This window comes from Devosia sp. LC5 (assembly GCF_000735585.1).
Taxonomy (GTDB): domain Bacteria; phylum Pseudomonadota; class Alphaproteobacteria; order Rhizobiales; family Devosiaceae; genus Devosia.
Genome location: NZ_JNNO01000034.1, coordinates 205779 through 232287, shown reverse-complemented (window position 1 = coordinate 232287; position 26509 = coordinate 205779). Strand labels below are relative to the sequence as shown.

Annotated in this window: 27 protein-coding genes; 5 read left to right on the top strand and 22 right to left on the bottom strand. The window is 62.8% G+C overall.

What is annotated here, in order from left to right; translation table 11 throughout:
- Nucleotides 1–81 precede the first annotated feature (81 nt).
- A complete protein-coding gene (locus FF80_RS15735) occupies nt 82–726 on the top strand; it encodes a GntR family transcriptional regulator (protein ID WP_035102262.1) in 645 nt (214 codons plus the stop codon).
- Here the strand turns inward: FF80_RS15735 and FF80_RS15730 are convergent, their stop codons facing one another.
- The 6 genes from FF80_RS15730 to FF80_RS15705 form a co-directional block, all read right to left on the bottom strand.
- Complete coding sequence (locus FF80_RS15730) at nt 727–3642, bottom strand: FAD-dependent oxidoreductase (RefSeq protein WP_035102260.1); 2916 nt, start codon at nt 3640–3642, stop codon at nt 727–729.
- On the bottom strand, nt 3639–4538 hold the full coding sequence (locus FF80_RS15725; protein WP_035102258.1) for a dihydrodipicolinate synthase family protein: 900 nt from the start codon (nt 4536–4538) through the stop codon (nt 3639–3641). Before FF80_RS15725 ends, FF80_RS15730 begins: the two co-directional genes overlap by 4 nt.
- An 81-nt stretch (nt 4539–4619) precedes the next feature.
- Nucleotides 4620–5408: an amino acid ABC transporter ATP-binding protein gene (locus FF80_RS15720; protein WP_035102256.1), complete on the bottom strand. Its 789-nt coding sequence runs from the start codon at nt 5406–5408 to the stop codon at nt 4620–4622.
- Entirely contained in the window at nt 5405–6139 is a 735-nt protein-coding gene (locus tag FF80_RS15715; RefSeq protein ID WP_052153643.1) for an amino acid ABC transporter permease, read from the bottom strand. Before FF80_RS15715 ends, FF80_RS15720 begins: the two co-directional genes overlap by 4 nt.
- A gap of 62 nt (nt 6140–6201) precedes the next feature.
- A complete protein-coding gene (locus FF80_RS15710; RefSeq protein WP_052153642.1) occupies nt 6202–7068 on the bottom strand; it encodes an ABC transporter substrate-binding protein in 867 nt (288 codons plus the stop codon).
- Between the two features lie 71 nt (nt 7069–7139).
- Nucleotides 7140–8447, bottom strand: a complete 1308-nt coding sequence (locus FF80_RS15705; RefSeq protein WP_035102254.1) for a M20/M25/M40 family metallo-hydrolase — start codon at nt 8445–8447, stop codon at nt 7140–7142.
- A gap of 267 nt (nt 8448–8714) precedes the next feature.
- On the opposite strand from FF80_RS15705, the gene FF80_RS15700 reads away from it, so the two are divergent.
- Nucleotides 8715–9134, top strand: a complete 420-nt coding sequence (locus FF80_RS15700; protein ID WP_035102253.1) for a DUF3830 family protein — start codon at nt 8715–8717, stop codon at nt 9132–9134.
- Here the strand turns inward: FF80_RS15700 and FF80_RS15695 are convergent.
- Entirely contained in the window at nt 9120–9818 is a 699-nt protein-coding gene (locus FF80_RS15695; protein ID WP_244445796.1) for a hypothetical protein, read from the bottom strand. The genes FF80_RS15700 and FF80_RS15695 overlap by 15 nt on opposite strands.
- Before the next feature lie 98 nt (nt 9819–9916).
- Complete coding sequence (locus FF80_RS15690; protein ID WP_035102251.1) at nt 9917–11065, bottom strand: DJ-1/PfpI family protein; 1149 nt, start codon at nt 11063–11065, stop codon at nt 9917–9919.
- A gap of 90 nt (nt 11066–11155) precedes the next feature.
- Between FF80_RS15690 and FF80_RS15685 the strand changes: the two genes are divergently transcribed.
- A complete protein-coding gene (locus tag FF80_RS15685) occupies nt 11156–12094 on the top strand; it encodes a GlxA family transcriptional regulator (RefSeq protein WP_035102387.1) in 939 nt (312 codons plus the stop codon).
- A 30-nt stretch (nt 12095–12124) separates the two neighbouring features.
- On the opposite strand, the gene FF80_RS15680 is transcribed toward FF80_RS15685, so the two are convergent.
- The 7 genes from FF80_RS15680 to FF80_RS15650 form a co-directional block, all read right to left on the bottom strand.
- Nucleotides 12125–12613 carry a DoxX family protein gene (locus FF80_RS15680; protein WP_035102249.1) on the bottom strand — a complete coding sequence of 163 codons (489 nt, stop codon included), beginning with the start codon at nt 12611–12613 and terminating at the stop codon, nt 12125–12127.
- The gene (locus FF80_RS15675; protein WP_244445795.1) at nt 12613–13383 is read right to left on the bottom strand and encodes a DNA-binding domain-containing protein; all 771 of its coding nucleotides are present in this window, start codon (nt 13381–13383) and stop codon (nt 12613–12615) included. Before FF80_RS15675 ends, FF80_RS15680 begins: the two co-directional genes overlap by 1 nt.
- Complete coding sequence (locus FF80_RS15670) at nt 13370–14284, bottom strand: DUF692 domain-containing protein (RefSeq protein WP_035102245.1); 915 nt, start codon at nt 14282–14284, stop codon at nt 13370–13372. The genes FF80_RS15675 and FF80_RS15670 overlap by 14 nt, the downstream gene beginning before the upstream one ends.
- 32 nt (nt 14285–14316) lie before the next feature.
- The gene (locus FF80_RS15665) at nt 14317–14640 is read right to left on the bottom strand and encodes a DUF2282 domain-containing protein (RefSeq protein WP_035102243.1); all 324 of its coding nucleotides are present in this window, start codon (nt 14638–14640) and stop codon (nt 14317–14319) included.
- 287 nt (nt 14641–14927) lie between these two features.
- Nucleotides 14928–15698: an alpha/beta hydrolase gene (locus FF80_RS15660; protein ID WP_244445794.1), complete on the bottom strand. Its 771-nt coding sequence runs from the start codon at nt 15696–15698 to the stop codon at nt 14928–14930.
- 58 nt (nt 15699–15756) lie between these two features.
- Entirely contained in the window at nt 15757–17214 is a 1458-nt protein-coding gene (locus FF80_RS15655; RefSeq protein ID WP_035102241.1) for an NAD-dependent succinate-semialdehyde dehydrogenase, read from the bottom strand.
- Nucleotides 17211–18458 (bottom strand): iron-containing alcohol dehydrogenase, encoded by a 1248-nt coding sequence (locus FF80_RS15650; protein ID WP_035102240.1) that lies wholly within the window; start codon nt 18456–18458, stop codon nt 17211–17213. Before FF80_RS15650 ends, FF80_RS15655 begins: the two co-directional genes overlap by 4 nt.
- A 174-nt stretch (nt 18459–18632) precedes the next feature.
- On the opposite strand from FF80_RS15650, the gene FF80_RS15645 reads away from it, so the two are divergent.
- Both FF80_RS15645 and FF80_RS15640 read left to right on the top strand, forming a co-directional pair.
- Nucleotides 18633–19316, top strand: coding sequence for a GntR family transcriptional regulator (locus FF80_RS15645; protein WP_035102386.1), 684 nt, complete (start codon nt 18633–18635; stop codon nt 19314–19316).
- A 54-nt stretch (nt 19317–19370) separates the two neighbouring features.
- Complete coding sequence (locus FF80_RS15640; protein ID WP_035102239.1) at nt 19371–19961, top strand: DJ-1/PfpI family protein; 591 nt, start codon at nt 19371–19373, stop codon at nt 19959–19961.
- 78 nt (nt 19962–20039) lie between these two features.
- On the opposite strand, the gene FF80_RS15635 is transcribed toward FF80_RS15640, so the two are convergent.
- The 7 genes from FF80_RS15635 to FF80_RS15605 are packed head-to-tail and all read right to left on the bottom strand — an operon-like array spanning nt 20040 to nt 26509.
- Complete coding sequence (locus tag FF80_RS15635) at nt 20040–20894, bottom strand: sugar phosphate isomerase/epimerase family protein (protein ID WP_035102238.1); 855 nt, start codon at nt 20892–20894, stop codon at nt 20040–20042.
- Nucleotides 20891–22024, bottom strand: coding sequence for a Gfo/Idh/MocA family oxidoreductase (locus FF80_RS15630; protein ID WP_035102236.1), 1134 nt, complete (start codon nt 22022–22024; stop codon nt 20891–20893). Before FF80_RS15630 ends, FF80_RS15635 begins: the two co-directional genes overlap by 4 nt.
- A 12-nt stretch (nt 22025–22036) precedes the next feature.
- Nucleotides 22037–23089 (bottom strand): TIM barrel protein, encoded by a 1053-nt coding sequence (locus FF80_RS15625; RefSeq protein WP_035102234.1) that lies wholly within the window; start codon nt 23087–23089, stop codon nt 22037–22039.
- A 34-nt stretch (nt 23090–23123) separates the two neighbouring features.
- Nucleotides 23124–24200 (bottom strand): ABC transporter ATP-binding protein, encoded by a 1077-nt coding sequence (locus tag FF80_RS15620; protein WP_035102232.1) that lies wholly within the window; start codon nt 24198–24200, stop codon nt 23124–23126.
- Nucleotides 24200–25309 carry an ABC transporter ATP-binding protein gene (locus FF80_RS15615; protein WP_035102230.1) on the bottom strand — a complete coding sequence of 370 codons (1110 nt, stop codon included), beginning with the start codon at nt 25307–25309 and terminating at the stop codon, nt 24200–24202. Before FF80_RS15615 ends, FF80_RS15620 begins: the two co-directional genes overlap by 1 nt.
- Nucleotides 25302–25553, bottom strand: a complete 252-nt coding sequence (locus FF80_RS15610; protein ID WP_035102228.1) for a hypothetical protein — start codon at nt 25551–25553, stop codon at nt 25302–25304. The genes FF80_RS15615 and FF80_RS15610 overlap by 8 nt, the downstream gene beginning before the upstream one ends.
- Nucleotides 25550–26509, bottom strand: a complete 960-nt coding sequence (locus FF80_RS15605; RefSeq protein ID WP_035102226.1) for a carbohydrate ABC transporter permease — start codon at nt 26507–26509, stop codon at nt 25550–25552. Before FF80_RS15605 ends, FF80_RS15610 begins: the two co-directional genes overlap by 4 nt.

Genomic DNA, 26509 nt, shown 5'->3' with positions numbered 1-26509 from the left:
CGGCACGAAACTTCACGGCCGCACTTCGCATGCATATTGTATAAGATATGCGGCAGTATGAGTCGCAAGTTGGAGTGAGCAGTGCAAGCGGATGCCAGATCAGCGGGGGGATTGTCCGCCGATGCGCTATCGGACAGGGTCTATGGGACCGTTTCCAACCTGATAAAATCCCAGCAATTGCACGGTGGCGACATTATCGTGGAGTCGCGCCTGGCCGATATGCTGGGCGTCTCCCGGACCCCACTGCGCGAGGCGCTGCAAAAACTTGAGGGGGAAGGCCTCGTGGTCCGGAATGGCCGCTCGTTCGTGGTTCGATCGGTGGGCCTGGCCGAATATCTGCAGGCCCTCAAGGTCAGGGAAATCCTGGAGGGTGAAGCCGCAGCGCTCAGCGCCGGCCGGGTGCCTGCGGCGGCAATTGCCCTGGTTCGCAAGAATATTGACAGCTTGCTGGCAGCGCCGGTCTACCTGCCGGAGGCGCATTGGCAGTCGGACGATGAGTTGCATTCGCTGGTTTGCGACTATAGCGGCAATGCGGTTCTCAGCCGCATGATTCACAGCTTGCGCATGGTAACGCGGCTTTACGAAACGCTCAATCTGGCTGACCGGCTGGTGCCGGATGCTACCGAACACCTCGAAATCGTCGACGCTCTGGAAAGCGGCGATGCCAAGCGTGCACGCAGCAAGGCGCAGGCCCATTTGCGTAGCCTCTACAAGGCCTCGATCTGATCAGAAGCGCGCGAGCGTGAAGCCCTCAAGCCCGCGGCCAGCATCGCGGCCGGCTGCAAGGGCGGCGGTTATCTGGCCCATGATTGGACCCAGGGTGTAGCCATTGGCCGTGGCGGCAATGAACGCATTGGGGTGTCCGGCAATGGGACCGAGCAGCGGCGCGCCGTCGATATTGATGTTCATGGCGGCCCAGCTGCGCAACAGATGCAGACCCGCAACCGCAGGAATTGTGCGTTCGGCAACCCACAGATTGCCCTCGATGCTGTCGCGCAGCACACGGGCATAACCGGTCTGGCTATTGGTATCGGCCGTCCAGGCCCCACCGATGATCAGATTGCCATTGCTTGCCTGCTTCATGGTCAGGTGGCGGTCGGCATGGGCAACCAATTGCTTGAGTATCGGCCGGGTTGGTTCGGTAACCAGCATCTGCAGCGGTGCGCCGGAGATCGGCAGCTCTGCGCCGAGCATGCGTCCGAGCTGTCTCGACCAGCCCCCAGCGGCGATCACCAGCCTGCGGCAGCTTATGGTGGCGCCGGCGGCACTGGTGACACGGTAGCCTTCACCATCGGCCTGAATGCCTGTGATGTCATGGCCGGCGCCAAAACGCGCGCCATGCGCCATGGCAGCGCCGACAATGGCGGGCGTGGCCTTGAGCGGGTTGATCTTGCCTTCTGCCGGACAATAGGCAGCCACGATCGTCGTTTGGGCCAATGCCGGTGCAAGACTGGCCAATTCTGAGCGGCCAATGACTTCGGTCTGGATGCCCGCGCGCTGTTCGGCATCGACCTTGTCGCGCAAAAACTGGGTCTGGTCGGCATTCTCGGCCACCATCAGCCCGCCGGTGGTAACGATCTCGAAGTCGGCTTGCAGTTCGAGTTCCAGCGCCTTCCAGAGTGCGACCGAGTCGCGTTGTAGGGGCAAGGTATGCAGAGCGGGGCTACCGCCGGCCATGGCTTTCTTGCCGAAGTCCCAACTGAGCAATTGCACATGCAGGCTCCCCGCATTGCCGCCGGAGGCCTGGCTATTGGGCGCACTGCGATCCACCACAACGACGTCCATGCCATTGCGCGCAGCGAACAAGGCAGTGGCCGCACCGGTAATTCCGGCGCCGATGACGAGCAGATCGCATCGGGATGGGAGTGGATCGGCACGGTGGGCGCCGCGCGGGGTCACGCTGGTGCCGACCTCGCGATGCCCGGCCCATTCGCCTTTTTCATTGGCGAGGAGCATTGCGGGCACCGGGCGCGTGGGCGCCTGGGGCGCGAACAGATCGGCCTCGCTGGCCCCTGTCAGGTCACCGCGCAGCATCTGCAATGCCTTGGCCGCACAATAGCGGCCCTGGCAGCGCCCCATGCCGAGGCGGGTATGACGCTTCAGGCTGCCCAGGTCGGCAACGCCATCAGCGCCGGCACTGGCGATCTGGCTGGCGGAGACACCTTCGCAGCGGCATATGATGGTCTCTGCTGGCGACTCGGGAGGCTGCACCTGCGGCGCGAAGAGGCTCCAGAGATTGCCCTGAAAGCGGCGCGCACGCGCAAGCTGGTCGGCCGCACCAGAACGGTCGGGCACTGGTTTGCCCAAACTGGCGAGGATGGCGTGGGCGGCGAGCGCGCCTTGCGCCATGGCAACCTGGCTGCCACCAATCGCCCCACCATCGCCTGCCACCCAGACCGGTCCGGTGGCGCTGCGGCCATCGCCATCGAGCAGCGGCAGCGGGAAGCCGTCCGGATCGACGCTAACCGGACCGCCGAGCATACGGAGCACGTCGACCGAGGGCGTGAAACCGTATCCCAGACAGACCGCGTCGGCGTCAAAGGCAAGCTCACTGCCATCGGAGCGCCGCGCAATCACCTGCTCGACTTTCCCGTTCCCGCGCAACTGGGAAACGACAACACCCTCGTGGATGGGAATACCGGCCATGGCCAGATCGGCGCGCAATCGCAAGCCGGCAAAGGCCAGCTTGGGGCTTGCGGACACCATGCTAACAAGGGCTGCCAAGGCGCCTGGCCTCGTCGGACGGGCGCTTTCCAGCACGGCAATGACGGTGCCGCCGCCGCGCGCGATCTCCAGCGCGACCTGCCAGTTCAGCGGGCCATTGCCGGCAACAACAACACGCCGGCCGGGGCTGACGCGATAGGCCCGCGCCAGCGTTTGTGCCGCCCCTGTTGTCATGACGCCGGGCAGGGTCCAGCCCGGAACGTGGTGGGGACGCTCATAAGCACCGGTCGCAAGGAGTACGGCGCTGGCCGAGAGGATATAGGCCTGCGTATTGGCGGCGACACCAAGCTCGGCCCTGCCCCCCGTGGTGATGGATGCGTGCCAGACGGTCTGGCCGGAGCGGATATCACCCCCCAGTTCGCGCACTTGCTTTACAAGGATTCGACCTTGCTCGGACTGGCTGTCAAGAGCACGAGACGAGAATCGGTAAGATGGCGCCAGCGGCTTGAAGAATTGACCGCCGGCCAGGTCCCGCTCGTCGATCAGGATGGGGCGGACGCCGGCACCGCCGAGGACACGGGCGGCAGAAAGGGCCGCCGGGCCCGCACCAACGATGGCCACTTCGCACATTTCAATGCGTGGCGGCGCCTGCGGCCGCCTGGCCAGCGGGGCCAGTCGGCTATGGGCCGGATCATGCCGGCGAACGTCCAGTCCGGCCTTTGCCTTGGTCATGCAGGCGCGCTGACTGCCCCTGCCGTCGATCTCGACCAGGCAGTCCTGGCAGACGCCCATGCCACAGAACACGCCGCGACGCTCATGCGGGCCGGCCTGGCGCAATTCGATCTGCCCCGCCGCAGCAAGCGCTGCAGCGATTGTCTCACCATCGATGGCAGCGACTTCCACCCCATCGAACATGAAGCTCAGGGTCTTGCCGGCCGGTTCGATCCCGGTGCGCGAGAGGCGCAGGCCTGACGTCACGCCGGCAGGTCCGCGAGCTTGATGCCGGCCTGCCGCAAGGCCTGTATGACCATGGCCAGCTCAGAGCCCAGCAGGGGCAGGCGCGGTGCGCGCGGTTCGCCGACATAACGCCCCATCAAGGCAAGAGCGGCCTTGGACCCTGCCACGTATCGATGGCCGCCGACGAGGCGGATGACCGGCAGGACACGCATATAGAGCGCGCGCGCTGCATCATAATCACCCTTGTCAGACCAGAGGGAGAAGATGTCGGCCATTTCACGCGGCATGAGATTGGAGCCGACCGCAACCCAGCCCTGGGCGCCAGCCAGGAATGACTCAAAGCCCATAATGCCACCAAAAACCGTCATGCGTTCGCCGCAGAAGTCCATGATATCGCGAATACGGGTCACATCCATGGTGGATTCCTTGATATAGCGCACGTTGTCGATCCGGCAGAGCCGTTCGACGATGCGAGGCGTCAGATCAACATTGGCCGTGGCCGGATTATTGTAGATCATGATCGGGATGGACAGGGACTCCCCGATGCGCCGGTAGTGTTCGAACAGCTCATCTTCTGTCGGGGTGGAATAGTATGGCGGGATGATCATCACGCCATCGGCACCCATGGCTTGGGCCTCGCGCGAATAGCGGATCACATCCTCGGTGCGTTCCGACCCGGTGCCGATCAGCACCGGCACCCGGCCGGCCGCCCTGCCAATAACCGTCTCGGCCACGCTGGCGCGTTCGTCGTCTGTCATCGACAGGAACTCACCAGTCGAGCCCAGCGGCACCAGACCGTGAATGCCTTCATTGATCTGCCAATCGACGAAATCGGCGGTCGCGGCAAGATCGACCCGGCTCTGGGAATCGAAGGGGGTGATCATGACGGTGAACGTGCCGCGAAACGGCTTAGACATAGGGATAATCCGGGGTTTGGACAGGCTCGGGAAAGACATCGCCGTGCGCCAAGCGCATCGCAACAGTGGGAAGACGCTGGTTCATGGCAATATCTTGGACAGGAATTGTTTGGTCGCCTCGCTCTTGGGCGCCGTAAAGAATTCTTCAGGCGGAGCATTCTCCACGATTTCACCCTGATGCATCAGGATCACCCGGTCTGCCGCGGCACGGGCAAAGCCCATTTCGTGTGTCACCACGATCATGGTCATGCCCTGGCGCGACAGGTCGATCATCACGTCGAGCACTTCGCTGATCATTTCGGGATCGAGCGCCGAGGTGGGTTCGTCGAACAGCATGGCCCTGGGCCGCATGGCGAGCGCCCGTGCTATGGCGACGCGCTGCTGCTGGCCGCCCGACAATTGCTTTGGATAGGCATGTGCTTTTTCCGGCAGGCCGACGCGGCTCAACAATTCCCGGCCATAGGCCTCGGCGCTCGAGCGGGCCTCGCCCCGCACATGGATCGGCGCCGCGGTGATATTATCCAGCACCGACAGGTGCGGAAACAGGTTGAATTGCTGGAACACCATCCCCAGCTCCTGGCGCTGGCGGGCGACTTCGGCCTCCCGCATCGGCACCAGCTTGCCCCCAAGCTGGCGGTAGCCGATCAGTTCATCGCCGGTATAGATCGAACCGGCATCGATGGTCTCGAGATTATTGATGCAGCGCAGCAGCGTGCTCTTGCCGCTGCCGGACCGCCCGGCAATGACGACAACCTCGCCGGGAGCGACATTGAGCGACACATCACGCAGCACCAGATTGTCGCCAAAAGACTTGCGGACGCGCTGGATGCGGATCAGCGGCCGGACGGGAGCGGAAGACTGGCCGGTCATCGAGAAATCACCTCCGTGGCGGCGGGATCCACAGTCCGCTGCGCGGCTGCAGCGGCACTATCGCGACCATCGAATGGCCGGTCGTAATGGCTTTCGATGCGGCGCTGGACGAAGCCCCAGGCCGTGGTCATGGCCAGGTAATAGATGGCAGCGACGAAATAGACTTCGAGCACGCGAAACTCGATCTGCGCCAATTGCTGGGCGCTGCGTAGCAATTCTTCCATCGAGATGACCGAGGCGAGCGAGGAGGTTTTGAGCATACCCAGAAACTGGTTTCCAAGCGGGGGCACGATGACTCGTGTCGCCTGCGGCAGGATGACGATCTGCATCATCTTGCGATAGGTCATTCCCAAGGCGCGGGCGGCATCGTGCTGGCCCTTGTCCACTGCGGTGATGCCCGATCGCATGATCTCGGCGAAATAGGCACCTTCGTTGACGGCCAGACCGAGAATGGCGGATTCGATGACGCCAAGGCGGATGCCGAGCTGTGGCAGGCCCGCATAGATGATAACCAATTGCACCAGCAGCGGCGTGCCGCGCCAGAGCCAGATGTAGAAACCGGCAATGCCGCTGACGACCCGGTTGTGCGACATTTTCATCAGCGCAGCCACAAAGCCCAGGCTGATACCGATGACCATGGAAACCACCGACAGCCAGACCGTGGTCCAGGCGCCCCGCATCATGTAGGGGCTGACGAGATATTCAAGGAAGTCGGGCCAACTCCAGGTCATGTGCACATCCGGCTGTGGTTGGTAAACAGGGGCGGCGCCAGCCGGAGCCGGCGCCCGAAGGATCACTCGGGGAAGAAATAGGCCGCGAACCGGCCTTCCCAGGTCGGCCAGGTCTCGATCTTGGTGGCGCCGTCGCGGTCCATCAGTGCATTATAGGTGCCGTCTTCGAGCATGGAATTGAGGGCAACGACGATGGCGTCGGCGATTGCGGGCTCGATCGTGGCGAAGACGCCAGGGCTGCCAGGATAGAGGCCCGTCACCGCCATCGTGAACTTGCCCTGCTCCTGATAATATTTGCCAATCGCGTCGCCGGCGAACACGGCTTCGATCTGGCCGGCGCCCAGGGCCAGGAAAGTGTCGCCATAGGTGTTGAAGACGCGGATATCCATCGGAGCCAGCCCCTTGGCCACCTGCTCGTCATTGATCTCGCGGATCTTCTTTTCCTCGAAGCCGGCGATCTCGACACCCACAACCTTGCCGGCCAGATCTTCGGGCGTCGCCACGCCCAGCGGATTGCCATCGGCAACGATGAGGGCCAGCGCGTTGATGGTGTAAGGGATGAGCTGCATGATCTTGGCGCGCTCGTCGGTGTAGTAGAGCCCCGTATTGATCATGTCCCAGCGCTTGGTCTGCAGGCCCGGGATTTGCACCTCAAACGCCACGTTCATGAATTCCGGCTCAAGGCACAGGCGTTTGGCGATCTCGTTGCCCAGATCAACGTGCAGGCCGACCAGTTCACCGTCGGCATTGATATATTGCTTGGGCGGAATGGTTGCGTTGATCGACATGGTCAACTTGCCCGGCGTGGCCAATGGCAGGCCGGCCGGGCATTCAGCGTCTTGCGCAACGGCCGGGGCGGCCATCGAAAGGGCTGCACCGAAAGCGATGAGAACGCCGAATGCGGATCCCAGAAGGATCGATTTAGTCATGTCTGCTGCTCCTGTTTGATTGGTGTCCTGACCGTCGCAACCATTGGCTGCTCCGGATTTCTCGTCGATTTTCAGCATGTGCCGCACCAGGCGATGACGCTGGCGGCCGTGACCTTGACGGCACGGATGTAGTCTTCGACGTCGACCCATTCGTCGTGGCGCCCCGTCTGGGTCAGGTCGCCGCAATAGGGGCCGAGACCGACCGTGGGAATGCCCCTCTGGACAACCGGATTGCGGATATCGCTGGAGGTATGCATGGGGTTCACATGGGGCTTGAAACCGCACACCTGCTCCACCGAATGGGCTACCGCTCGATAGAGGTCGTGGCTTTCCGGCACTTCCATGCCGGTGACGCCGGATACCCAATGCAGCACTGGGCGGTTGTGGCGCAGGAAAGGATCGGCGTCGATTGCGGCATCGAGAGCAACCGCGACTTCGGCCTGCACGTCGGCCAGCTTCTCGAATGGCGGGAACGATATCGCGCCGCCGAAGATGAGCTCGGTGGGCATGCGCGAGAATGCCCTGTTCTGCCCATATTGCAGCGATGACAGCAGGATATTGGACGAGCGGCCGATGGCCGCATCGAGGAGCGGATGATGAACGCGGCGGGCACGATGGGCATCGAGGGCCTTGAGCGCGGCGATCAGGATCACGGCCTTGTCGAGCGCATTGACGCCGGCATGGGCAAAGGCGGTATGGCCCGGCTCGGTGGTGTCAGGCTTCTTGCCCGGCACGGTGACAGTGAATTCGAGTTGACCGGAAGCGAAGGCCTTGATCTCGTTCATGCCAACGCCTGACTCAGCGGGATGCAGGTAGATAGCCGCATCGGCGGCATAGCCATGGTGCAGGACGGCAGCGACGCCGCGCGCGTGCCGCTTGCTCGGCGTGCTTGCGACGATGACGTCGCCAGCCAGTTCGATGCCCGCGGCCTTGATCATTTCCATGGCGGATACAGCGGCGCTGACACCGGCTAGGTCGTCGGCAACGCCCCAGCCATAAAGGCGGCCATCGTTGATGACCCCTTCGAAGGGTGGGCGTTGCCAGGTGGCAGTATCCCCTATCGGCTCCCCATCCGGATGGGCAAAAAGGATGACGCTGCGGCCGCCGGACGTAGCGGCCCGGTAGGTACCGACAATACTGGCGCGCGTACCGCTCGCAGCATTGGCGCCGGCGGCAAATTCATCGATGAGCGGGACGGCGGCCGGTTCGTATTGCAGGCTCTGCACGCGAGCGCCAGTCGCCGCAAGCCGGTCCGCCAGCGCCGCCTGGATCGCGGTTTCCCCGGATGGCTGTAGCCGGATAAGCGACTGCAGGAAGGCCAGCACGGCTTCCCGTTCACGGTCGATCCGCTCCATTGCCGCCTGGGTGGGCCATGCCATATCCGCGCTCCTGCCGTCTTGAACCCGCCTGATTGTCACGCTGGTTGACAGAAGAAGAACACATAATGCATACAATGGCAATGCAATAAGCATGCAAATTTTGTCGCCTATTTTGTGTGCAGCGCGCTTGAACGAGAGGCCGTGGAAATCCAGAAACCCCGAAAATACCGAACAACCGGGGTTTCTCGCGGCCCTGGATTCATAATGCTGCAACCGGCGTGCCAGCCGCCCAAAGCAGGCTCGCAACGCCTAGAAGAGGAAAATGCGTTGAACGACATCACAGTGACTGCCGGCCCCTATATTTTCAAAGGGCGGCTGGAAACCGAGCTTGCGCCCAAAACGAGCGCAGCCTTCCTGAAGGTGCTGCCCTATGACAGCCAAATCGTGCATGTGCGCTGGAGCGGGGAAGGTGTATGGGTGCCGCTCGGCGAAACCGATTTCGAGGTGGGCTATGAGAACCACACCAGCCATCCGGCGCCCGGCCATGTCATTCTTTATCCTGGCGGCATAAGCGAGACGGAAATCCTTTTGGCCTATGGCGGCGTGGATTTCTCGAGCAAGATGGGTCAGCTCGCGGGCAACCATTTCATTACGCTAACTGAGGGACTGGAGAACCTGCCAGCGCTTGGAAAGCTGGTCTTGTGGGAAGGCGCCCAAGCCATCCGGTTTGAGCTAACGGCAGGCTAAGGCCGGATGAACGCAAGCGCTGCCGCGGCGGCGGGCATCCCAGCCACTCAACCTTCCAGCATGTAGTCCGCGACGCCGTAGCAGTGGCTCGTTCATATGCGTCAGATTGAATCTTCGAATGGCGCGCAGTACGTGCGGGGTGGCGAGGAACTTGTGGATCGAGGCGGAACCACGCACATTGATACCAAAAATGTCCTCGCCGCGCGGGAAGAAATAGCTGACGTCCTCCGGCGTCGTGACGCAGCGCTCGAGCAGGACTTCATCCGCCTGGTCCTGCGTGGGCGAGTGGTCCGTCGTGAAATCCGGCAGGTGCAGGATGAACCTTGCGCGGATGCCCTCGCCATCCGCGTAGATGGTGAAAAGCTCCATCCAGCTCGCATTGACGCGGACAAGCGGCTTGTCGGGCGTCGATGGCAGACAAGACACGGACCAGTATTGCCGCTCGGTCCTGCGTGGCATGGGGATGCAGCTTTGGCCGTAGAGCCCGAGAATCTTTAGAACGTCCTGTGCCTGGGGGCGGGCAGCCAGCTTGTGGAATCGCGGCACATACTTGAACCGCAGTTCCACGGACTCCGACCGCTCGTCAGCGTCAGGCAGGTTCGTCTTGCCTTCCGTCCAGTTGCGCTGCTGCTCAACATCCAGAAATTGGCGCAGACCAGTGCTGCTGCGAGGAGTCTTGCTCATATCAGGGGGCCCGTGTTCGGCTTGCGCATAATACATGAACCCCGAGGCGGGTGAAGCATCGACAAGACGGGAAGAATTTCCGCTTCCGTCGCTACGGTTCATCGCTCCGCATTAGATCTTGGATATTCTAGTTGCATAGCCACCACATTGGTCGTGCTTTCGCCGTATCGCTCGGTAATGGCTTGGAGGACCTGGTCCAGTGCGGCTGCGGGCGGGTGCTCGGGGAAGATGGAAACGGCACGGTGGTCCGGCCAGTCCCCAGCGGTCCGGTCGGGCAGGATGCGGATGCCGTTAGCCGTGTCGATAGCGGACGTCTCCGCAAACGTGACCGCCTTTGACCGGTAGGTCCGCGACCAGGCATCGGCCACCAATGCCAGCGACACCTCGTCCATCCCCGGTTCGAGCCCAATGGCGAACTCGTCACGGTTCCAGAAGGCCATGATATTGGCAAGGACGGTCGTGGCGAACGGGCGGATGAGGGTGAATGCCGCGCTGGCGTGCCGGGCGTCCCAGCGGTCGACACCGAGGTCACGTGCCACCGCTTCGGCTTTCTCGCGCCCGGCAATGGCCTCGATCAGCGTCAGCATCATCGGCATGGATGCAGTAATGCCGGTGGTTGTCACGACGTTTCCGTCCACCACGAAGCGGCGGTTGGCGACATAGTCGATTGTCGGGCTGCGCCTGAGCAGGTCCTTGAGATAGTACCAGTGGGTCGTAGCGCGTTTGCCGTCGAGCAGGCCGGCCGCGCCGACCACCTTGGCCCCGGCGCAGACGCCGATGACGATGGCGCCCTTGGCCGATTGCTGCTGCAGCCACGCCATGACTGCGGGGTCGTCATCCCGGCTCATGGCCGGCACGATCACGTAGTCCGCCCCTTCCGGATGGGAGGCGTCGAACACCGAAAGAGTTGTATCCGGCTCGACCTTGAGCGCGGGGTAAAGCAGCACCGGCCCCGGTTCGGCCGCCACCATCACCACGTCGGCCACGCCGGCGCGCCGCAGAATCCCGGTTGGCACGAGGTAGTCCGTCGTCTCGGTCCCGTCGTTAATACCGACAATGGCAACAAGTGGCCGCTGACCGATGGGGGGCCGGAGCGCCTCCAGCATGGTTGCCTCCTCGGAGGCAGGCACCGGTTCAGGCGGCGCCGCAACCCCGGAGGGGAGCGCGGCGAGCCACAGGCCGAAGCCGCCCGTTGCAAGAATGACGGCACCGACAAGCACCGAGGCAATAACGGTCCGCTTCTTCACTCTTTGCTCCCTCCTTGAGCCACTATTGACGTGAGCCTAGTGAAAGCCAATGATGTCCGAAATGACATATTTCGGGCGAAAACTGCCATCATGCGCAGAATCGGTTTTGTCATCCATCCCGGCTTCCAGTTCCTCGACGTGGCCGGCCCGACCGCCGCCTTCGAGATCGCATCCCGCTATGTGCCCGATGGCTATGCAATCGAGGTCCTTGCCCCAACGGCCGGCATGACAGCCAGTTCCTGCGGTCTCGGGCTGGCCGCGGGGCCGCTGGACGCGGATGGGCTCGACACGATCATGGTCTCAGGTGGCCAGCTGATCTGGGATATGGCCGCCTTCCAGGCGGTCGTCGAATGGCTGAAGACCGTCCGCCCGCGCCGGCTCGCAAGCGTGTGCTCGGGCGCATTCCTGCTGGCAGAGGCCGGCAGGCTCGATGGCCGCTCCGCCACGACCCACTGGGAAAGTAGCGAGCGTTTTCGGCGCAGCTATCCAAAGGTCCGCCTCGAGCCCGACCGGATCTTCACCAGGGACGCCGACACGTGGACGTCAGCGGGTATCTCGGCGGGCATCGACCTCGCCCTTGCACTGATCGAAGACGATCACGGCCCCGCAATCGCCCGCCGCACTGCCCAGCAACTCGTGGTTCACGGCCGCCGGCCTGGAGGGCAATCCCAATTTTCGGGCCTGCTCGAACTTGGTGGCCAGTCGGGACGCTTCGAAGCGCTGGTTACGTGGATCAAGGCAAACCTCGCCGAAGCGCTCACGATCGAACAGCTCGCCGAGCGCGCCGCCATGAGCCCGCGCAATTTCGCACGAGCCTTCCTGCGCGAGATGGGAACGACGCCGGCCAAAGCCCTGGAGCAGCTTCGGGTCGAGGTTGCACGCGAGGCCGTCGAGGCTGGCGCAGGTGCGTTCGATGAGATCGCGCATCGGATCGGCTTCGGCGATGCGGGCAGGATGCGGCGTGCCTTCCTGCGCGTCCTGGGGCAGCCGCCGCAGTTCCTTCGACGATCCATGCGGGATGGGCAATAGCCACCCGGTCAGCCGGGGATCGCGTCAGTACTAAACCTTCAGCTTGCCGACAAAATGGTCGGCCGATAACCGGCCAGGACCCCAGGCCATGATGCCGAGCGCCATCGCCGCCCAGGTGAGGTGAATTGGCCAGCCGTCCGGCACAGTGAGTTGGACGACAATCGTCATGACCAGCAGCCCCAATCCGGCCAGCCGCGAGGCCAGGCCGAGAACCAGCAGCACGGGCAGCACGATTTCCGCCGAGCCTGCGGCAAAGGCCATCATCTCCGGTGCGGGAAATGCATATGGGCCGCCGGGCAGATGGAGCTTGAACTCCGAGCTGAAGAGCAGCACCGCAACATCATTGAGCTGCAGGAACCTGTCCCACTTATTCACCCCCGACCGCCAGAACGGGACGGCGAGCGCGAGCCGGAGGACCAGCTGGGTCAGCGAGGGCGTTGCGAGACGCGCTATCCCCGAATTTACGCGGCCGACAATCGATGTGACGGTGTGCAGCAACCCCGATTGTTGGATGGACATTAGTTCCCCCAGTGAATGGCAATGAACACGCCCGCGCCGATCATGCTCGCGATATTGGCGGCAAGATCGAAATCGGGACTGTCGTCGATCGCCGCTGCAGCGGCAGTGCCGAGCGGTTCGCCAGCTATGAGATGGATCAGAAATGGGGCGCCGCCCGGGGGCAGACGTCGCGCGAAGACCTCGAGCCCCGGCCGGGTTACCAGCGTGTCCTCCGGTTCGCCCGCATCGATCGATGTCACCGGGCGATCGACGCGGTTGGCTGCAAAGATTGCCAGCGCGGAATAACGTGAGCGCAAGATGCGCGCCGCCGGGTGCGGTACCAACACGATGCCGGCCAGCCGCTCGGCCGGAACCACGGCAAAGGCTTGGGGCGACAGCGGTTCTGCGTCGGCGGCGTGATAGGCGTCAAGCCATGCCCGCTCGATGCGCGCGACATCGGCCAACCACGGCATCGACTGCGCATGCTCGTAACACTCGATGAAGGCGGGAAAGTCGCGGCCATATTCGAACAGCAGCGGCGAGGCCGGCGGGGTCGCCCGCACATGCAGGCGCACCATCATGCGAAAGAAATCGGGGCCCGTGATCCGCTGGGTTGCCGGGTATACTGCCGCGAGCGCGTTGATAAGGCTGACGGTGACGTTGTTGCGGTAAACGCCGTAGCGTTTGGCTGCCGCCTTGCGCCCGGGGCCCGAAACCATGGCAGGGGCCGGGCGCTCTGGATCGAGCAGCGCCGACACGAAGCCGGCGGCGTAAGTGTCAATGGCCGGCATTGGCAAGCCCTGAGGCATGGCGGTCAAGGATCAGCTGTGCGGCAAGTGCCTCGGCCTTGAGGATGGGCCAATCGGGAATGTCGCTGTCCCACTCGACCAGCGTGGGCGTGGCGCCGCGCCTGCTGATCACGATGTCGAAGAGTTTCCAGACCGCATCACCGACCGGGCCGTCATGGCTGTCGATGAGCAGGAGTTCGCCCTCGTCATCGGTCTGCTCGGCGTGCCCGGCCAGGTGGATTTCGCCTACATGTTCGAGCGGATAGTCAGCAAGATAGCCGAGTGCCGAATAGCCGTGATTGGTGGCGGACACGAATACATTGTTGACGTCGAGCAACAGGCCACAGCCCGTGCGCCGGACGATGGCGCGGATGAAGTCGGTCTCGCTCATCGTCGATTGGGGGAACACCACGTAGGTCGAGGGATTTTCGAGCAGGATCGGCCGGCCGATGGCGTCCTGCACCTCATCGATGTGCTCGGCGACATGGGCCAGCGTGGCTTCGGTATAGGGCAGCGGCAGCAGGTCGTTGAAAAAAGTGCTCTGGTGCGTCGACCATGCCAGATGCTCGGAGACAAGCGCCGGCTCGTAGCGGTCGACAAGCGCCTTGAAGCGTCCCAGATGCGCCTTGTCCAGCGGCTGCGGACCCCCGATTGACATGCAAACCCCGTGCAGGGAGACGGGATAATCCTGCCGCACGCGTGTCAGCGCCGCATGCGGCGGCCCGCCCGCGCCCATGTAATTTTCGGCATGCACCTCGAAGAAACCCCGCTGCGGCGCTTCATCGAAGATACGTTCGAGGTGTTCGGGCTTGAGGCTGGTCCCCGCCATGGCATCGACGGGATGCGCCGGAAAGCGCGCGGCTGCCGATGCCCGTGAGGGCTGAATTCTCGTCGGTTCGTTCATCATGACCTCCACTTTCCGGCGCGATGTGCGGCTTACGCCGGCAGATCACGCGTCAAGGGCTCGGGCGACCCCATCCGGTCGCCGGGGGCCATGATCGCCGTACAGGTTCCGCCAGGAACGAAAGCCCAGGCATTGCCCTGGAAGTCGATGGTCGAGGTACCCTGGCAGGTGGTGCCGGGGCCTGCGGCACAATCGTTCATGCCAGCGAGCGAAACGCCGTAGCACTTCTCCTTGCCAGCATCCATTGCCGCCTTGCCCTCGGCTTCGCTCAGCGGCGCAGCCGCCGCGAAGGATGAAAGCGCCGCGGTAAAGGCGCTGGCCAGAAGGGCCGCACTCACGGTTGATCTGGTGGACATATCATTCTCCCATTGCATAGTTTGAGGACGCACAACTCAAGCGAGCGCGCAGGGATTAGTTCGCTGCATTGGCACCGATTGTTACGCCGGTCGATGACACGAAACCGTGATTGACACGCAGGCTTTCCGACGAGCCCGGCTTCAGCCTCGATGCATGGCTGCTGGCCCCAAAAGAGCCCCGGCGTACGGCGCGTGTGAGGGCTCTGTTCGATTGCTTGTTGGGGCATGTCTTTCGACGTGGCGTGCTGCCCTTGCGGGCAGGGATCACACGTCCGGCAGGCGCGGCGTCAGGATGTGCAGGCCACGATTTTGGTCAACTCAATGCCGGCCAGCGAGCTTGAATCGCCCAAATCGCGAACACTGTCCATATGATGACGCCCCGCGATCAGGCGATATGACACATCGAGCCCTTGGCGGCCGAGGAGCTTGGTGAATGCGCCGGCCTGATCGTGAAAGGGCGGTGTTTCGCGTGAGCCGACCAGTACTGAAACGCTCGTGCCGGCATCGTAGGCCTGGAGCAGCGGGGTGAAGCGGCGCACTTCCTCGTCGGTAAGGCCGATCTCGGCTTGCAGGAATGACTTCTGCAGCGGCGCCAGATCGTAGAGCCCGCCCAGCAGCAGCGCGGCCTGAATGCCCGATGGAGCAGCGCCGGCGCGGAACAACAGGGCGGCAAGCTGGGCGCCGGCCGAATGGCCACTGACCGTCAAGCGGGACGGATCGCCGCCGAAAGCGCCGATATTGTCGAAGACCCATTGCTTGGCCCGGCCAACCTGATCGACGATCGACGCCATGCGGACGCCCGGCATCAACGCGTAATCCACGATGACGGCGATGGCGCCCGCCTCGGCCACCGTCTCGGCGACGAGCGAATAATCCCGCTTGGAAAACATGCGCCAATAGCCGCCATGGATGAACATATGGACCGGCAGAGGCCCGGTCGTTCCGGGTGGCACGAAGATATCGAGCGTTTCGGAAGGTCCGTCACCATAGGCTGCTTCGCTCATCGGCAGGCGCTCGCGCGTTGCAGCACTGCGCGACACGATATCGGCGACGACCATGTCGAAATCCGGCTGATGTCCACGTATTCGGAAGGGATCTTTCTCCATCTCGGCCTCTCTAGAAGCTCGTGGCGATGTACTTCGCCTCCATGAACTCGGCGATGCCATGATGCTGTCCGCCTTCGCGGCCCAGCCCACTCTGTTTGACGCCGCCAAATGGTGCGGCAGGGTCGGAAACCAGCCCCCGGTTAAGACCGATCATGCCGGCCTCGACCTTGCCCGCGACCCGCAGACCGCGGCCGACATCGCCGGTGTAAATATAGGCGGCAAGGCCGTATTCGGTGTCATTGGCGCGGGCGATGACCTCGTCCTCGGTCTCGAAACGTGAGACCGGCGCCACGGGGCCGAAGATTTCCTCCGATGCCATGTCGGCATCCCGCGGCACTTCGGTCAGCACGGTGGGCCGATAGAAGAAGCCGCGCTCGTTCGGAATCTGGCCGCCGCAAACGACCTTGGCGCCGCGCTTGACCGCGTCGGCAACCAGGCGATCGATCTTGTCGACGGCCTTGCGTGTGATCATCGGACCGCAATCGGTGGCAGCGTCATAGCCGGCGCCGATCTTGAGAGCCTGCATGCGTCCAGCAAGCCCGGCAACGAAGGCGTCATGAATGCCCGATTGCACATAGATGCGGTTAGCGGCCGTGCAGGCCTCGCCGGCATTGCGCATCTTGGCGATCATCGCGCCGTCAAGGGCGGCGTCGAGGTTCGCGTCGTCGAAGACGATGAACGGCGCATTGCCGCCCAGCTCCATGGCGCAGGAAATGACGTGTTTGGAGGCCTCGGCGAGAAGCGCACGGCCAACACCGGTGGAGCCGGTGAACGACAGCTTGCGCAGGCGGGGATCGGCAAGGATGGCGGCGGTCAGCGGGCCGGGCGCGGTCGTGGTGATGACGTTGACAACGCCGGGCGGCACGCCTGCTTCTTCGTAGATGGCGGCGAGGGCGAAGGCCGTCAGCGGCGTCTCGGATGCCGGTTTGAGGATGACCGTGCATCCGGCAGCAAGCGCCGGCGCGATCTTGCGCGTCGCCATGGCGGCGGGGAAGTTCCAGGGCGTGATGAGCAGGCAGATGCCGATGGGCTGGTAATCGACGATGATCCGGTTGGTTCCGGCCGGGGCCGTGCCAAACTCACCGGTGATACGGACGGCCTCTTCGGCGTTCCAGCGGAAGAATTCGGCCGCATAGGCGACCTCGCCGCGGGCGTCGCGCAGCGCCTTGCCATTCTCCATGGAAATGAGCGTCGCAAGCATCTCGGCCCGTTCGGTCATCAGTTCGAAACAGCGGCGGAGGATTTCGGAGCGCTTGCGCGGGGCAGTATTGCGCCAGCCCCCGGCAGCGCGCGCCGCCGCCTCGACCGCCGCGCTCGCGTCTTCAAGCGTCGCGTCGGGAACCGTGGCCAGGACCATCTCGGTGGATGGATCGACAATTTCGATGACCTTGCCGCCGTGAGCGGGCCGCCATTGACCGTTGATGTAGAGGCCCTTTGCGCAGGCCTGGATATCTGGGGCGATGGTCATTGGACTATGCCATTCTGCTGGGCAGCCGCAGCCGCGAAATCGCCGTCATAGGCGGCCTGGATCAGTTGGGTCATGGCGGCAAGCTCGATGGGACGGGGATTGTTCTTTATCAGCCGCTCGATGCCCACCGCCTGTTGGGCCGTCCATTCGATTGTATCGCTCTGCAGCCCGAGTTCGGACAGCGTGCGCGGGATTTTGATGGCGGCAAAGATCCGCGTCACTTCGTCAATCGCGGCCTGGGCGTTTTCACTGTCGCTCCGGCCCTGGATGTCCAGCCCGAGCGCAGACGCCATTTGAGCCAGCTCCGGCGTGCATGCAGGCCTGTTATAGGTCATCACATAGGGCAGCAGCGCCGCTACCCCCAGGCCATGGGCGGTATGCGTCAATGCACCCAGTGGATACTGGATGGCATGGGCCGCCGCCGTGCCGGCCGTGCCGAATGCACAGCCTGCCGCGGTCGCCGCCATCATCACATCGGCCCGTGCGTCTTCGTTGCTGCCATCGGTGAACGCCGTGACCAGGCTCCGGCCGAGCAGCTTGATCGCCAGAAGCGCGAAATGATCGGTGAAAGCGGACTTGCCGACAAAGACATGGCGCTGCGCCAGATCGGCGGTGGGCTCGCGATGGAGCGCGGTAAAGGCCTCGATAGCGTGCGTCAGCGCGTCGGCGCCGGCTATCGCGGTCAGCCCCGCCGGGCAGGAATAGGTCAGTTCGGGATCGCAGATTGCTGCCGTCGAGATCAGGTACGGGCTCGATATGCCCACTTTCAGCGTCCGGTCGGGATCGGAGATCACGGCGACGGGCGTTACCTCCGAGCCGGTTCCGGCAGTCGTCGGGACCAGGATGACGGGCAATACCGGACCCGGAACCTTGAACTCCCCGTAATAATCCTGGAGCCGGCCGCCATGCGTGAGCAGCAGGGCCGAACATTTGGCAAAGTCGAGGCATGACCCGCCGCCGATGCCGATGACCATATCGGGGGCGAAACCCTGCGCCTGCCCGACGCCTACGGCCACGCTGTCGCGCGGCACGTCCGGCAAGATCGTGTCCTGGACAAGAATCTCGATCGAGGCGGCACGCAGACTATCCATCATTGCGGCGAACACTGGCGTAGCGGCAAAGCGCTCATCGGTACAGACCAACGCCCGCTTGCCGGTGCGCGCCGCAACGCTGGCGAGGGCAGCGCGCTGACCTTTACCGAACAGGATTTCGCGCGGAATACGCAGGGCGCCGTAGAGGGGCATCACGGCCGCTCCCCGCTTCTAAACCTGGTGGTTTCCGCCTGTACAAACTGCCCCTGCAACCAGATCAAGATCCCCTCCCCGGTGATCACATATCAAATCCTATAGGATATAGCATTGCTTGATGTCGAGTCTCGTGCTAGCAGTTTTTTCAATGCAGGGCGGTATTTCCATCTGATGGCTACGAGCGACATACACGGCGAAAACACCTCACTGGCGCGCCCCTCGAGTCTGGCGGGTGGGGTATACGAGGCCATTTTCGCGCAACTGATGTCGCTGAAGATCGCGCCGGGAGCGCGCATCACCGTCGATGGCCTGGTGCGCGAGATGAACGTGTCGCAAACCCCGATCCGCGAGGCGCTGGGGCGCCTGGAGGGTGAGGGTCTCGTGCTCAGGACCCACCTCGTGGGATACCGCGCGACGCCGCAGATCACCCGCAACGGTTTCGATGAACTCTATGAACTCAGGCTCGCGCTCGAGCCGGAGGCGGCCGCCAAGACTGCGGCCGGCATGGACGATGACCGCCTGTCCGAAATGCGGACCCTGGCAGGCGGCATGGCCGGGAATGCCGGCGCTGACGAGCAATTGCGCTATTCGGATTTCGCGCGACAGGATGCCGAATTTCATGATCGCATTCTGCAATTTGCCGGCAATGGCCTGATCCGCGAGACGCTGCGCCTGCAGCATGCCCATTTCCACATCTTCAGGCTGATGTTCCACTGGCGAGTGACCGCGGAGGCGCTCGACGAACACGAAGCGATCATGGCCGCCTTCGAGCAGCGTTCGCCCGAGGCAGCGCGCGAAGCAATGCGCATACACATCATCAATTCAAGGGCTCGGCTGTTGCCGGCCTTCGACTGATCCAAACTGCGGCAAGCGAGTTGCTACTCGCTGGGACAACAAGGAGGAATTGTCATGCCTGCTAAGAAAATCCTGATGCTCACCGGTGAATTCACCGAAGAATACGAAATCTTTGTCTATCAGAAGGGCATGGAAGCGGTGGGCCATACGGTCCATGTCGTTTGCCCCGACAAGAAGGCAGGGGATCGCATCAAGACCTCCCTGCACGATTTCGAGGGTGACCAGACCTATACCGAAAAGCCCGGCCACTATGCCGATATCAACAAGACGTTCTCGGAAGCCGAGGCGCAGGTGGCCCAGTATGACGCGGTCTACTGCGCCGGTGGCCGCGGCCCGGAATATATCCGCACCGACAAGCGCATCCAGGCGCTCGTCCGCCATTTCCATGAGGCGAACAAGCCGATCTTTACGATCTGCCATGGCGTTCAGATCCTTATCGCCGTCGATGGCGTGATTCGGGGCAAGCGTGTAGGCGCATTGGCGGCCTGCGAACCCGAAGTAACGCTGGCGGGGGGCACCTATGTCGACCTGTCGCCCACCGACTCGCTGATCGATGGGAGTATGGTGTCGGCCAAGGGCTGGACGGCCCTGGGCGCGTTCATGCGCGATTGCCTCAAGGTTCTGGGCACCGAGATCAAGCTCTGAGCTATTCCCTCAAGGAAAAACTCCCCCACGATGTGGGGGAGTTTTGTCATTCAGGCACTTGACGACACCATGACCTGGTCAGGCCGCGTCCCAGCCATCGCGCATAAGGCGGTATCCCTTGCGGTAAACGTCCTCGGGCGTCTCGAAGATCGGCCGCCAGATTTTCGTCGCCGCCGCGAGATCTGGCAGTGCCGATCCGAAGGATTCGATGGTCATCCAGCGATCGTAGCCGACTGACTTGAGCGCCTTGAACACCGAGGCAAAGTCGATATGGCCGGCGCCGGGAACCCCGCGATTATTCTCCGAAATGTGGACGTGATTGATCTGCCCGAACGTCGCGGGGATGACATCAACGATCGAATTTTCTTCGATATTGAAGTGGAAGGTGTCGTAGAGGTAGCCGACATTGGCCGCATCGACGCGCTTGATGAGATCGGCGGCCTGTGCGGCTGTGTTGAGGAAATAGCATTCGAAACGGTTGAGCGGCTCGACCGATATTTCAATGCCGGATTTGGCGGCATAGGCGCCGGCCTGTTTCAACACCCCGGCGACGCGATCTATCTCCGCGGGCTGCGGACCACGGCCGGTGAACTGGCCAAGCGGCTGATGGAAAGGACCGGCAAACATTGTTCCGCCGAGCGCCTCGGTGCAATCGGTCAGCCATTTGAGGTGGCCCAGGGCCCCTTCCCGCTCGGCTGCATCGGCGCTGACCGCGCTTTTGCCGCCGCCGGGCATGATGCCGACGCCTTGCCCGGCCAGCCCGATATCGGTGAGGCGTTGGCCCAGCTTGCGGAAATGCTCGGGATCGCCCTCGAACATCGGAACCTCGACCCCGTCATAGCCGGTGGCCTTGAGGTCTTCGATGATGGGCATATGCTCATCGGTGACATGGGTGGTCCACAACAGCAGGTTGAAGCCGAGCTTGACGCTCAAAGCTGCACCCACTTGCCCGACGTGCCCGAGGCAATGATCGCGTCACAAATGCGGTTGGTTTCGAGCGCGTCGCGGAAGCTCGGAGCTGCCGGCTTGCCGGTCCGCAATCCGTCGAGGAAATCGGCCACCTGATGAGTGAAGCTGTGCTCATAGCCGATGATCAGGCCTGGCACCCACCACTTGCCCAGATAGGGATGATCGCCATCGGTCACCAGGATATTGGTCCAGCCGCGCTGCGCGCCTTCGACGCCGTGGTCGAAAAACTGCACGCGGTTCAGATCGTGCAGATCCCAGGCCAGCGAGCCCTTCTCGCCATTGATCTCGAGCGTGTAGCCGGCCTTGTGGCCGCGGGCATAGCGGGTCGATTCAAACGTGCCAAGCGAGCCATTGCCGAAGCGGGCGAGCACCGCTGCCGCATCATCGATGCCGACCGCCTGCTTCTTGCCGGTCTGGGCATGTACGCGCTCCTTGATGAAGGTTTCAGTCATGGCGGTCAGCGCGGTGATGCCGCCATTGATCCAGATCGCCGTATCGAGGCAATGGGCCAGCAGGTCGCCGGTGACGCCGGAGCCCGCCGCCTCGACATCGAGCCGCCACGTCGCAGCACCGCCCTGCGGCACGTCCGGCGAGATGGTCCAGTCCTGCAGGAATTTCGCGCGATAGTGGAAAATCCGGCCGAGCCTGCCGGCCTCGACCATGTTCTTGATCAGGCTCACCGCCGGCACGCGGCGATAATTGTACCAGACCATGTTGGGCACGCCTGCCTGCTCGACCGCTTCCACCATCGGCTTGCCTTCGGCCTCGGTGCGGGCCAGCGGCTTTTCGCAGAGCACCATCTTGCCGGCCTTGGCGGCGGCGATGGCGATTTCGGCGTGGAGGTCGTTGGGCACGCAGATATCGATCGCGTCGATATCCCGGCGTTCGATCATCGCCCGCCAGTCGCTTTCCTGGCTCTCATAGCCCCATTGTTCGGCAAAATGGCGGAGCTTGGAGACATTGCGGGCCGCGGCGGCCTTCAGCACCGGGCGATAGCCGGTGTCGAAGAAGTGCGAGACATTGGCCCAGGCATTGGAATGGGCGCGGGCCATGAAGCCATAGCCCACCATGCCCACATTGAGTTGCTTGGTCATTGGGTCCCCCTCCTATTCGCGCCAGCCGTGGGCGTCGCGAACCTGCACCATCTGACCCAGGACCTTGTTCCAAGTCTCCTGGGACTCCATGACCGCGTTGGGGAACATGCAGCCGTCCCAGCAGATGTGGCGCATCGTCTTGGTCAGTTCACCCTTTTCGTCGCGCAGCCAATAGCCGGCATGCTTGACCACATCGAGCCGGCCATTGGGATCATCGACCTGGCAATGGCGGCCGGTCTTTTCATGATCACCCGACCCGAATGTGGTGCCGTCGTTCTGGGCGACGTGGAAATCGAGCGTCCACGGACGCAGCGCATCGGCGACTTTCTTGTAGGCCTCGTCGAGCGCCGCTTTGTCGGCCCAGTTGAAATCGGGCGGCAGGATGCGGTCCTTCTCGGCATTGGCGCCGAGCACGAACAGCATCGAATGCGCCATGTCGGCCTGGTAGCCGACGATGCCGGGCATGCCCACCATTTCGAGCAGCTTCACATTCTCGCGCCACGAATGCATGCCGCCCCAGCAAATCTCGCCTTCGGCAACGATGAACTCGCCATGGGCCTGCGCTATCTTGCCCGCCTCGCGGAAGGTATCGGCGATCTTGCGTGTATTGCCCTCGGGGTCCTGATCCCAAGCCTCGACGCCGGTCGAACTATCGACGCGGATGCCGCCGCTCGGGCGAATGCCGATGTCACGCATCCACTGACCGATCCGGCAAGCCTTTTCCACCTGGCTGAGGAAACGTTTCACATCATCGGCATCCCCCATGGCGGAGCCGCCGCCAGCGCCGCCCCAGATGGGAGCAACGAATGAGCCGACCTCAAGGCCGAAGCCAGCGATATGGTCGCAGACGCGTTTGATATCGTCCCGGCTGGAATCAATGGAAATATGGGGATCGGCCAGCCACAGATCGACACCGTCAAATTTCTGGCCGCCGGCTTGGGCGCCGGCCGTCAGCTTGAGCAGCGTGTCGAGTGGAATGATCGGCTCGGAATCCGCGGCACCCTTGCCGACAACGCCGGGCCAGGTTGCGTTATGCAGCTTGGGATAGCTGTTATTGGATGCCATCTACTCCTCCCAGAGTATTTGCGGCCACTCTCGATCAGGCAGCGCTGTGCGCCAGGTTCATGCCCGAGCTTGCATCAAAGAAGATGACCTTTTCCGGATCCCAGGTGAAGCGCACATCTTCGTTGACCTCAAGATTGGCCTGCTTGGGCACGGTCGCGTGGAAGAACTTGTCCTCGACGCGCAGGGTGATGATCTTTTCCACGCCGTGGTTCTCGATGTCCTGTACGCGCGCGGCAACAGGCGCGCCGCTTTGCAGATGCAGGTCCTCCGGGCGCACGCCAAACAGCAAAGGCCGTCCTTCTCCGGCGCCTGCCTTACCTGCCCCGAGCGGCAGGCGGGCTCCGATGGCGCTGGCCGCGTCGCCCGACACCTGCCCGTCTATGAGATTCATCGGCGGCGAGCCGACAGCCCGGGCAACGAAGGTGTTGACCGGGCTGTTGTAGATTTCATAGGGGGTGCCGACCTGCACGAGCCTTCCGTCGGTCAGCACGCCGATCTTGTCGCCCATGGACATGGCCTCGACCTGGTCGTGCGTTACGAAGAGGAAGGTTGCGCCCAGATTGACCTGCAGGCTCTTGAGCTCGGTGCGAAGGACTTCGCGCAGCTTGGCGTCGAGCGCCGAAAGCGGCTCGTCCATCAGAAACAGGCGCGGTTTGCGTACGATGGCGCGCCCGATGGAGACGCGCTGCATCTCGCCGCCCGACAGGCGATCCGTCTTGCGATCCAGAAGGTGCTCGATGCGCAGCGTTTTTGCGACGCGGGCGATTTGCGCGTCGATCTCGGCTTGCGGTGTCTTGCGGATCGGCGACTTGAGGGGGAAAGCCAGGTTTTCCCGCACGGTGTAACGCGGGTAGAGCGAATATTGCTGGAGGACCAGGGCGACGTCGCGCTCGGCGGCACCCCAGTCGTTCACGTCCTGGCCATTGATGAATACCTGGCCGGAATCGGGTTTCTCGAGACCGGCGACGACACGCAATGTGGTCGTCTTGCCGGCACCAGTCTGGCCGAGCAGCACGAAGAACTCGCCATCGGCGACCTCAAGGCTGAGATCCTTGAGGGCGGTATGGGTGCCAAAGGTCTTGGTGATATTCCTGAGCTGAATATTGGCCATCAGAACCTCACTCCCAACGAGATGCCAGACGTCGCGTCAAAGAAGTGTGCCTGTGCGGGATCAATGCGGGCCCATACTTTTTGGCCAGGCGCACTGACATAAGCGCTCTTGGTGCGGGCCCGCAGAATTCCGTCGCCGACCTTGAGGTCGATGATGTCATGGGAGCCGAGCGGCTCAATGATGCCGGCGACCAGTTCGACATAGCCGTCTTGGGCATCGCGCGAGATCAGGACGCCCTCAGGCCGCACGCCGAGCATCAACTGGTCTTTCTGAGCCTTGCCCGCACTCAGTTTTCCAGCGAGTTCGGAGGGGAAGTCGAACGCGACATCGGTGCCGTCAAGGCTGACCTGTACCTTGCCCGCCGTTTCGCGCATATCGGCAGTCTTCATGTTCATTACCGGACTGCCCACGAATTGCGCTACGAACATGTTCGCCGGGTATTCGTAGACGTCGGCCGGCGAGCCCAATTGCTGCAGGATGCCTTCATGCATGACCACGATGCGGTCGGCGAGCGCCATGGCCTCCACCTGATCATGCGTTACGTAGATCGATGTGGAGCCGTTCTCGACGTGAAGCCGCTTGAGCTCCACGCGCATGGTCTCGCGCAGTTTGGCATCAAGCGAGCCGATGGGCTCGTCGAGCAGGATACCCTTGGGACGGCGGACAAGGGAACGCCCGATCGCCACGCGCTGCATGTCCCCACCCGACAATGCCGATGGGCGGCGCTTCAGCAGGTGGTTGATCCCCAGCGATCCGGCGACCGATTTCACCGTGGTATCGATTTCCGCGCGGTTCATCCGCACGGCTCGCAACGGGAAAGCCATATTCTCGTATACGGTCAGATGCGGGTAGAGAGCATAGTTCTGGAACACGAAGGCGACGTCGCGTTCGGCCGCGCGCAGGGTCTGCACCGGCTTGCCATCGATCAGGATATCGCCTGAATCGATGTCCTCCAGGCCCGCAATGGCCCGCAGGGTCGTCGTCTTGCCGCAGCCCGATGGGCCCAGAAATACGACGAATTCCCGATCCTTAACGGTCAGGCTGACATCGCGAATGACCTGCAACGGCCCGAAATGCTTGTTGACATGACGAAGTTCTATTTCAGCCATGACCGGCCCCCGTCTTTACGGTCTGCGACAGGGACACCGCTCCGGTGTCGTCTTCATCCACACGCTCGAGCGGCGGCGCGATATGCACGGACACGTTGAAGGCAATGAGCCCGATCAGCATGACCAGGACGCTCCAGCTATGAAGGAACGCTACCCATGGCTGGCAGAGGAACAGGATCCCCAAAATGCTGACCACGATCGAAGCAGGCCCGAGGAATTTCTGATTGAATACAGCAAGGGTCATTTGCGGATTGCACCAAAACTCATGCCGCGCAGCAGATGGTTGCGGAGCAGGAAGGTGAAGATGGCGACGGGCAGCAGGAACAGCACCGTGCCCGCGGCGATGACGGTCCAGTCCTGCAGGCCGGTACCGACCTGGCTGGGAATGAACGGTGGGGCGGTCTGCGCCCGGCGATTGGAAAGGATCAGTGCGAACGCATATTCGTTCCAGGCCGTGATGAAACAGAACACGGCCGTTGCGGCGATGCCTGTTGCCGCCTCGGGCAGGACGATCTTGAAGAAGGCCTGCATACGTGTGTAACCGTCGACCAGCGCGGCTTCCTCGTATTCCTTGGGAATCTCGTCGATGAACCCTTTCATCAGCCACACGGCAAAAGACACGTTGAACGCGGTATAGAGGATGATGAGGCCGATATGGGTGTCGTTGAGCCCGACCGCCCGGTACATCAGGAACATCGGGATGGCGACGACCACAGGGGGCAGCATGCGGGTCGAGAGAATGAAGAACAGCAGATCGGCCTCCCCCTTGACCCTGAAACGCGAGAACCCGTATGCGGTGATCGTGCCGAGGGACACCGCCAGAAGCGTCGAGGTTACGGCGATGATCAGCGAGTTGGCGAAACGGTCTGGATAGGCCGAAAACACAACCTCGCCCCGGCCATCGCGCGATAGCCGCTCACCGCCGTCAAGAACCAGTTTCTCCCACCAGGGGGCAGCCTCGTAGACCGCGGGATCGACTGGTGTCGTGAGCTGGGCACGTTTGGTGAACAGCTTGACAAAGGGCGTGATCGAGGGCTCGAACACCACGGTCGGCGGCACCGATGTCGCCAGCACCAGCGGCTTGAAGGCTGTCGAGGTGATCCAGTAGATCGGCGACAGGAATATCAATGTCACCACGATGACTGCCGCAATCGCGATGCGATTGCCAAGCCGCCCAGCGCGCGTTGAAACGACAGCCAT

Excerpts from the sequence above, each read along its gene's own strand:
- FF80_RS15720 (WP_035102256.1), bottom strand. The coding sequence starts at position 5,408 with ATGACCGGCCAGTCTTCCGCTCCCGTCCGGCCGCTGATCCGCATCCAG.
- FF80_RS15715 (WP_052153643.1), bottom strand. The coding sequence starts at position 6,139 with ATGACCTGGAGTTGGCCCGACTTCCTTGAATATCTCGTCAGCCCCTAC.
- FF80_RS15685 (WP_035102387.1), top strand. The coding sequence starts at position 11,156 with ATGCGCAGAATCGGTTTTGTCATCCATCCCGGCTTCCAGTTCCTCGAC.
- FF80_RS15680 (WP_035102249.1), bottom strand. The coding sequence starts at position 12,613 with ATGTCCATCCAACAATCGGGGTTGCTGCACACCGTCACATCGATTGTC.
- FF80_RS15695 (WP_244445796.1), bottom strand. The coding sequence starts at position 9,818 with ATGAGCAAGACTCCTCGCAGCAGCACTGGTCTGCGCCAATTTCTGGAT.
- FF80_RS15625 (WP_035102234.1), bottom strand. The coding sequence starts at position 23,089 with ATGGCATCCAATAACAGCTATCCCAAGCTGCATAACGCAACCTGGCCC.
- FF80_RS15725 (WP_035102258.1), bottom strand. The coding sequence starts at position 4,538 with ATGTCTAAGCCGTTTCGCGGCACGTTCACCGTCATGATCACCCCCTTC.
- FF80_RS15665 (WP_035102243.1), bottom strand. The coding sequence starts at position 14,640 with ATGTCCACCAGATCAACCGTGAGTGCGGCCCTTCTGGCCAGCGCCTTT.
- FF80_RS15645 (WP_035102386.1), top strand. The coding sequence starts at position 18,633 with ATGGCTACGAGCGACATACACGGCGAAAACACCTCACTGGCGCGCCCC.
- FF80_RS15650 (WP_035102240.1), bottom strand. The coding sequence starts at position 18,458 with ATGCCCCTCTACGGCGCCCTGCGTATTCCGCGCGAAATCCTGTTCGGT.
- FF80_RS15705 (WP_035102254.1), bottom strand. The coding sequence starts at position 8,447 with ATGGCATGGCCCACCCAGGCGGCAATGGAGCGGATCGACCGTGAACGG.
- FF80_RS15620 (WP_035102232.1), bottom strand. The coding sequence starts at position 24,200 with ATGGCCAATATTCAGCTCAGGAATATCACCAAGACCTTTGGCACCCAT.
- FF80_RS15610 (WP_035102228.1), bottom strand. The coding sequence starts at position 25,553 with ATGACCCTTGCTGTATTCAATCAGAAATTCCTCGGGCCTGCTTCGATC.
- FF80_RS15670 (WP_035102245.1), bottom strand. The coding sequence starts at position 14,284 with ATGAACGAACCGACGAGAATTCAGCCCTCACGGGCATCGGCAGCCGCG.
- FF80_RS15710 (WP_052153642.1), bottom strand. The coding sequence starts at position 7,068 with ATGACTAAATCGATCCTTCTGGGATCCGCATTCGGCGTTCTCATCGCT.
- FF80_RS15630 (WP_035102236.1), bottom strand. The coding sequence starts at position 22,024 with ATGACCAAGCAACTCAATGTGGGCATGGTGGGCTATGGCTTCATGGCC.
- FF80_RS15640 (WP_035102239.1), top strand. The coding sequence starts at position 19,371 with ATGCCTGCTAAGAAAATCCTGATGCTCACCGGTGAATTCACCGAAGAA.
- FF80_RS15675 (WP_244445795.1), bottom strand. The coding sequence starts at position 13,383 with ATGCCGGCCATTGACACTTACGCCGCCGGCTTCGTGTCGGCGCTGCTC.
- FF80_RS15655 (WP_035102241.1), bottom strand. The coding sequence starts at position 17,214 with ATGACCATCGCCCCAGATATCCAGGCCTGCGCAAAGGGCCTCTACATC.
- FF80_RS15660 (WP_244445794.1), bottom strand. The coding sequence starts at position 15,698 with ATGGTCGTCGCCGATATCGTGTCGCGCAGTGCTGCAACGCGCGAGCGC.
- FF80_RS15615 (WP_035102230.1), bottom strand. The coding sequence starts at position 25,309 with ATGGCTGAAATAGAACTTCGTCATGTCAACAAGCATTTCGGGCCGTTG.
- FF80_RS15605 (WP_035102226.1), bottom strand. The coding sequence starts at position 26,509 with ATGGCTGTCGTTTCAACGCGCGCTGGGCGGCTTGGCAATCGCATCGCG.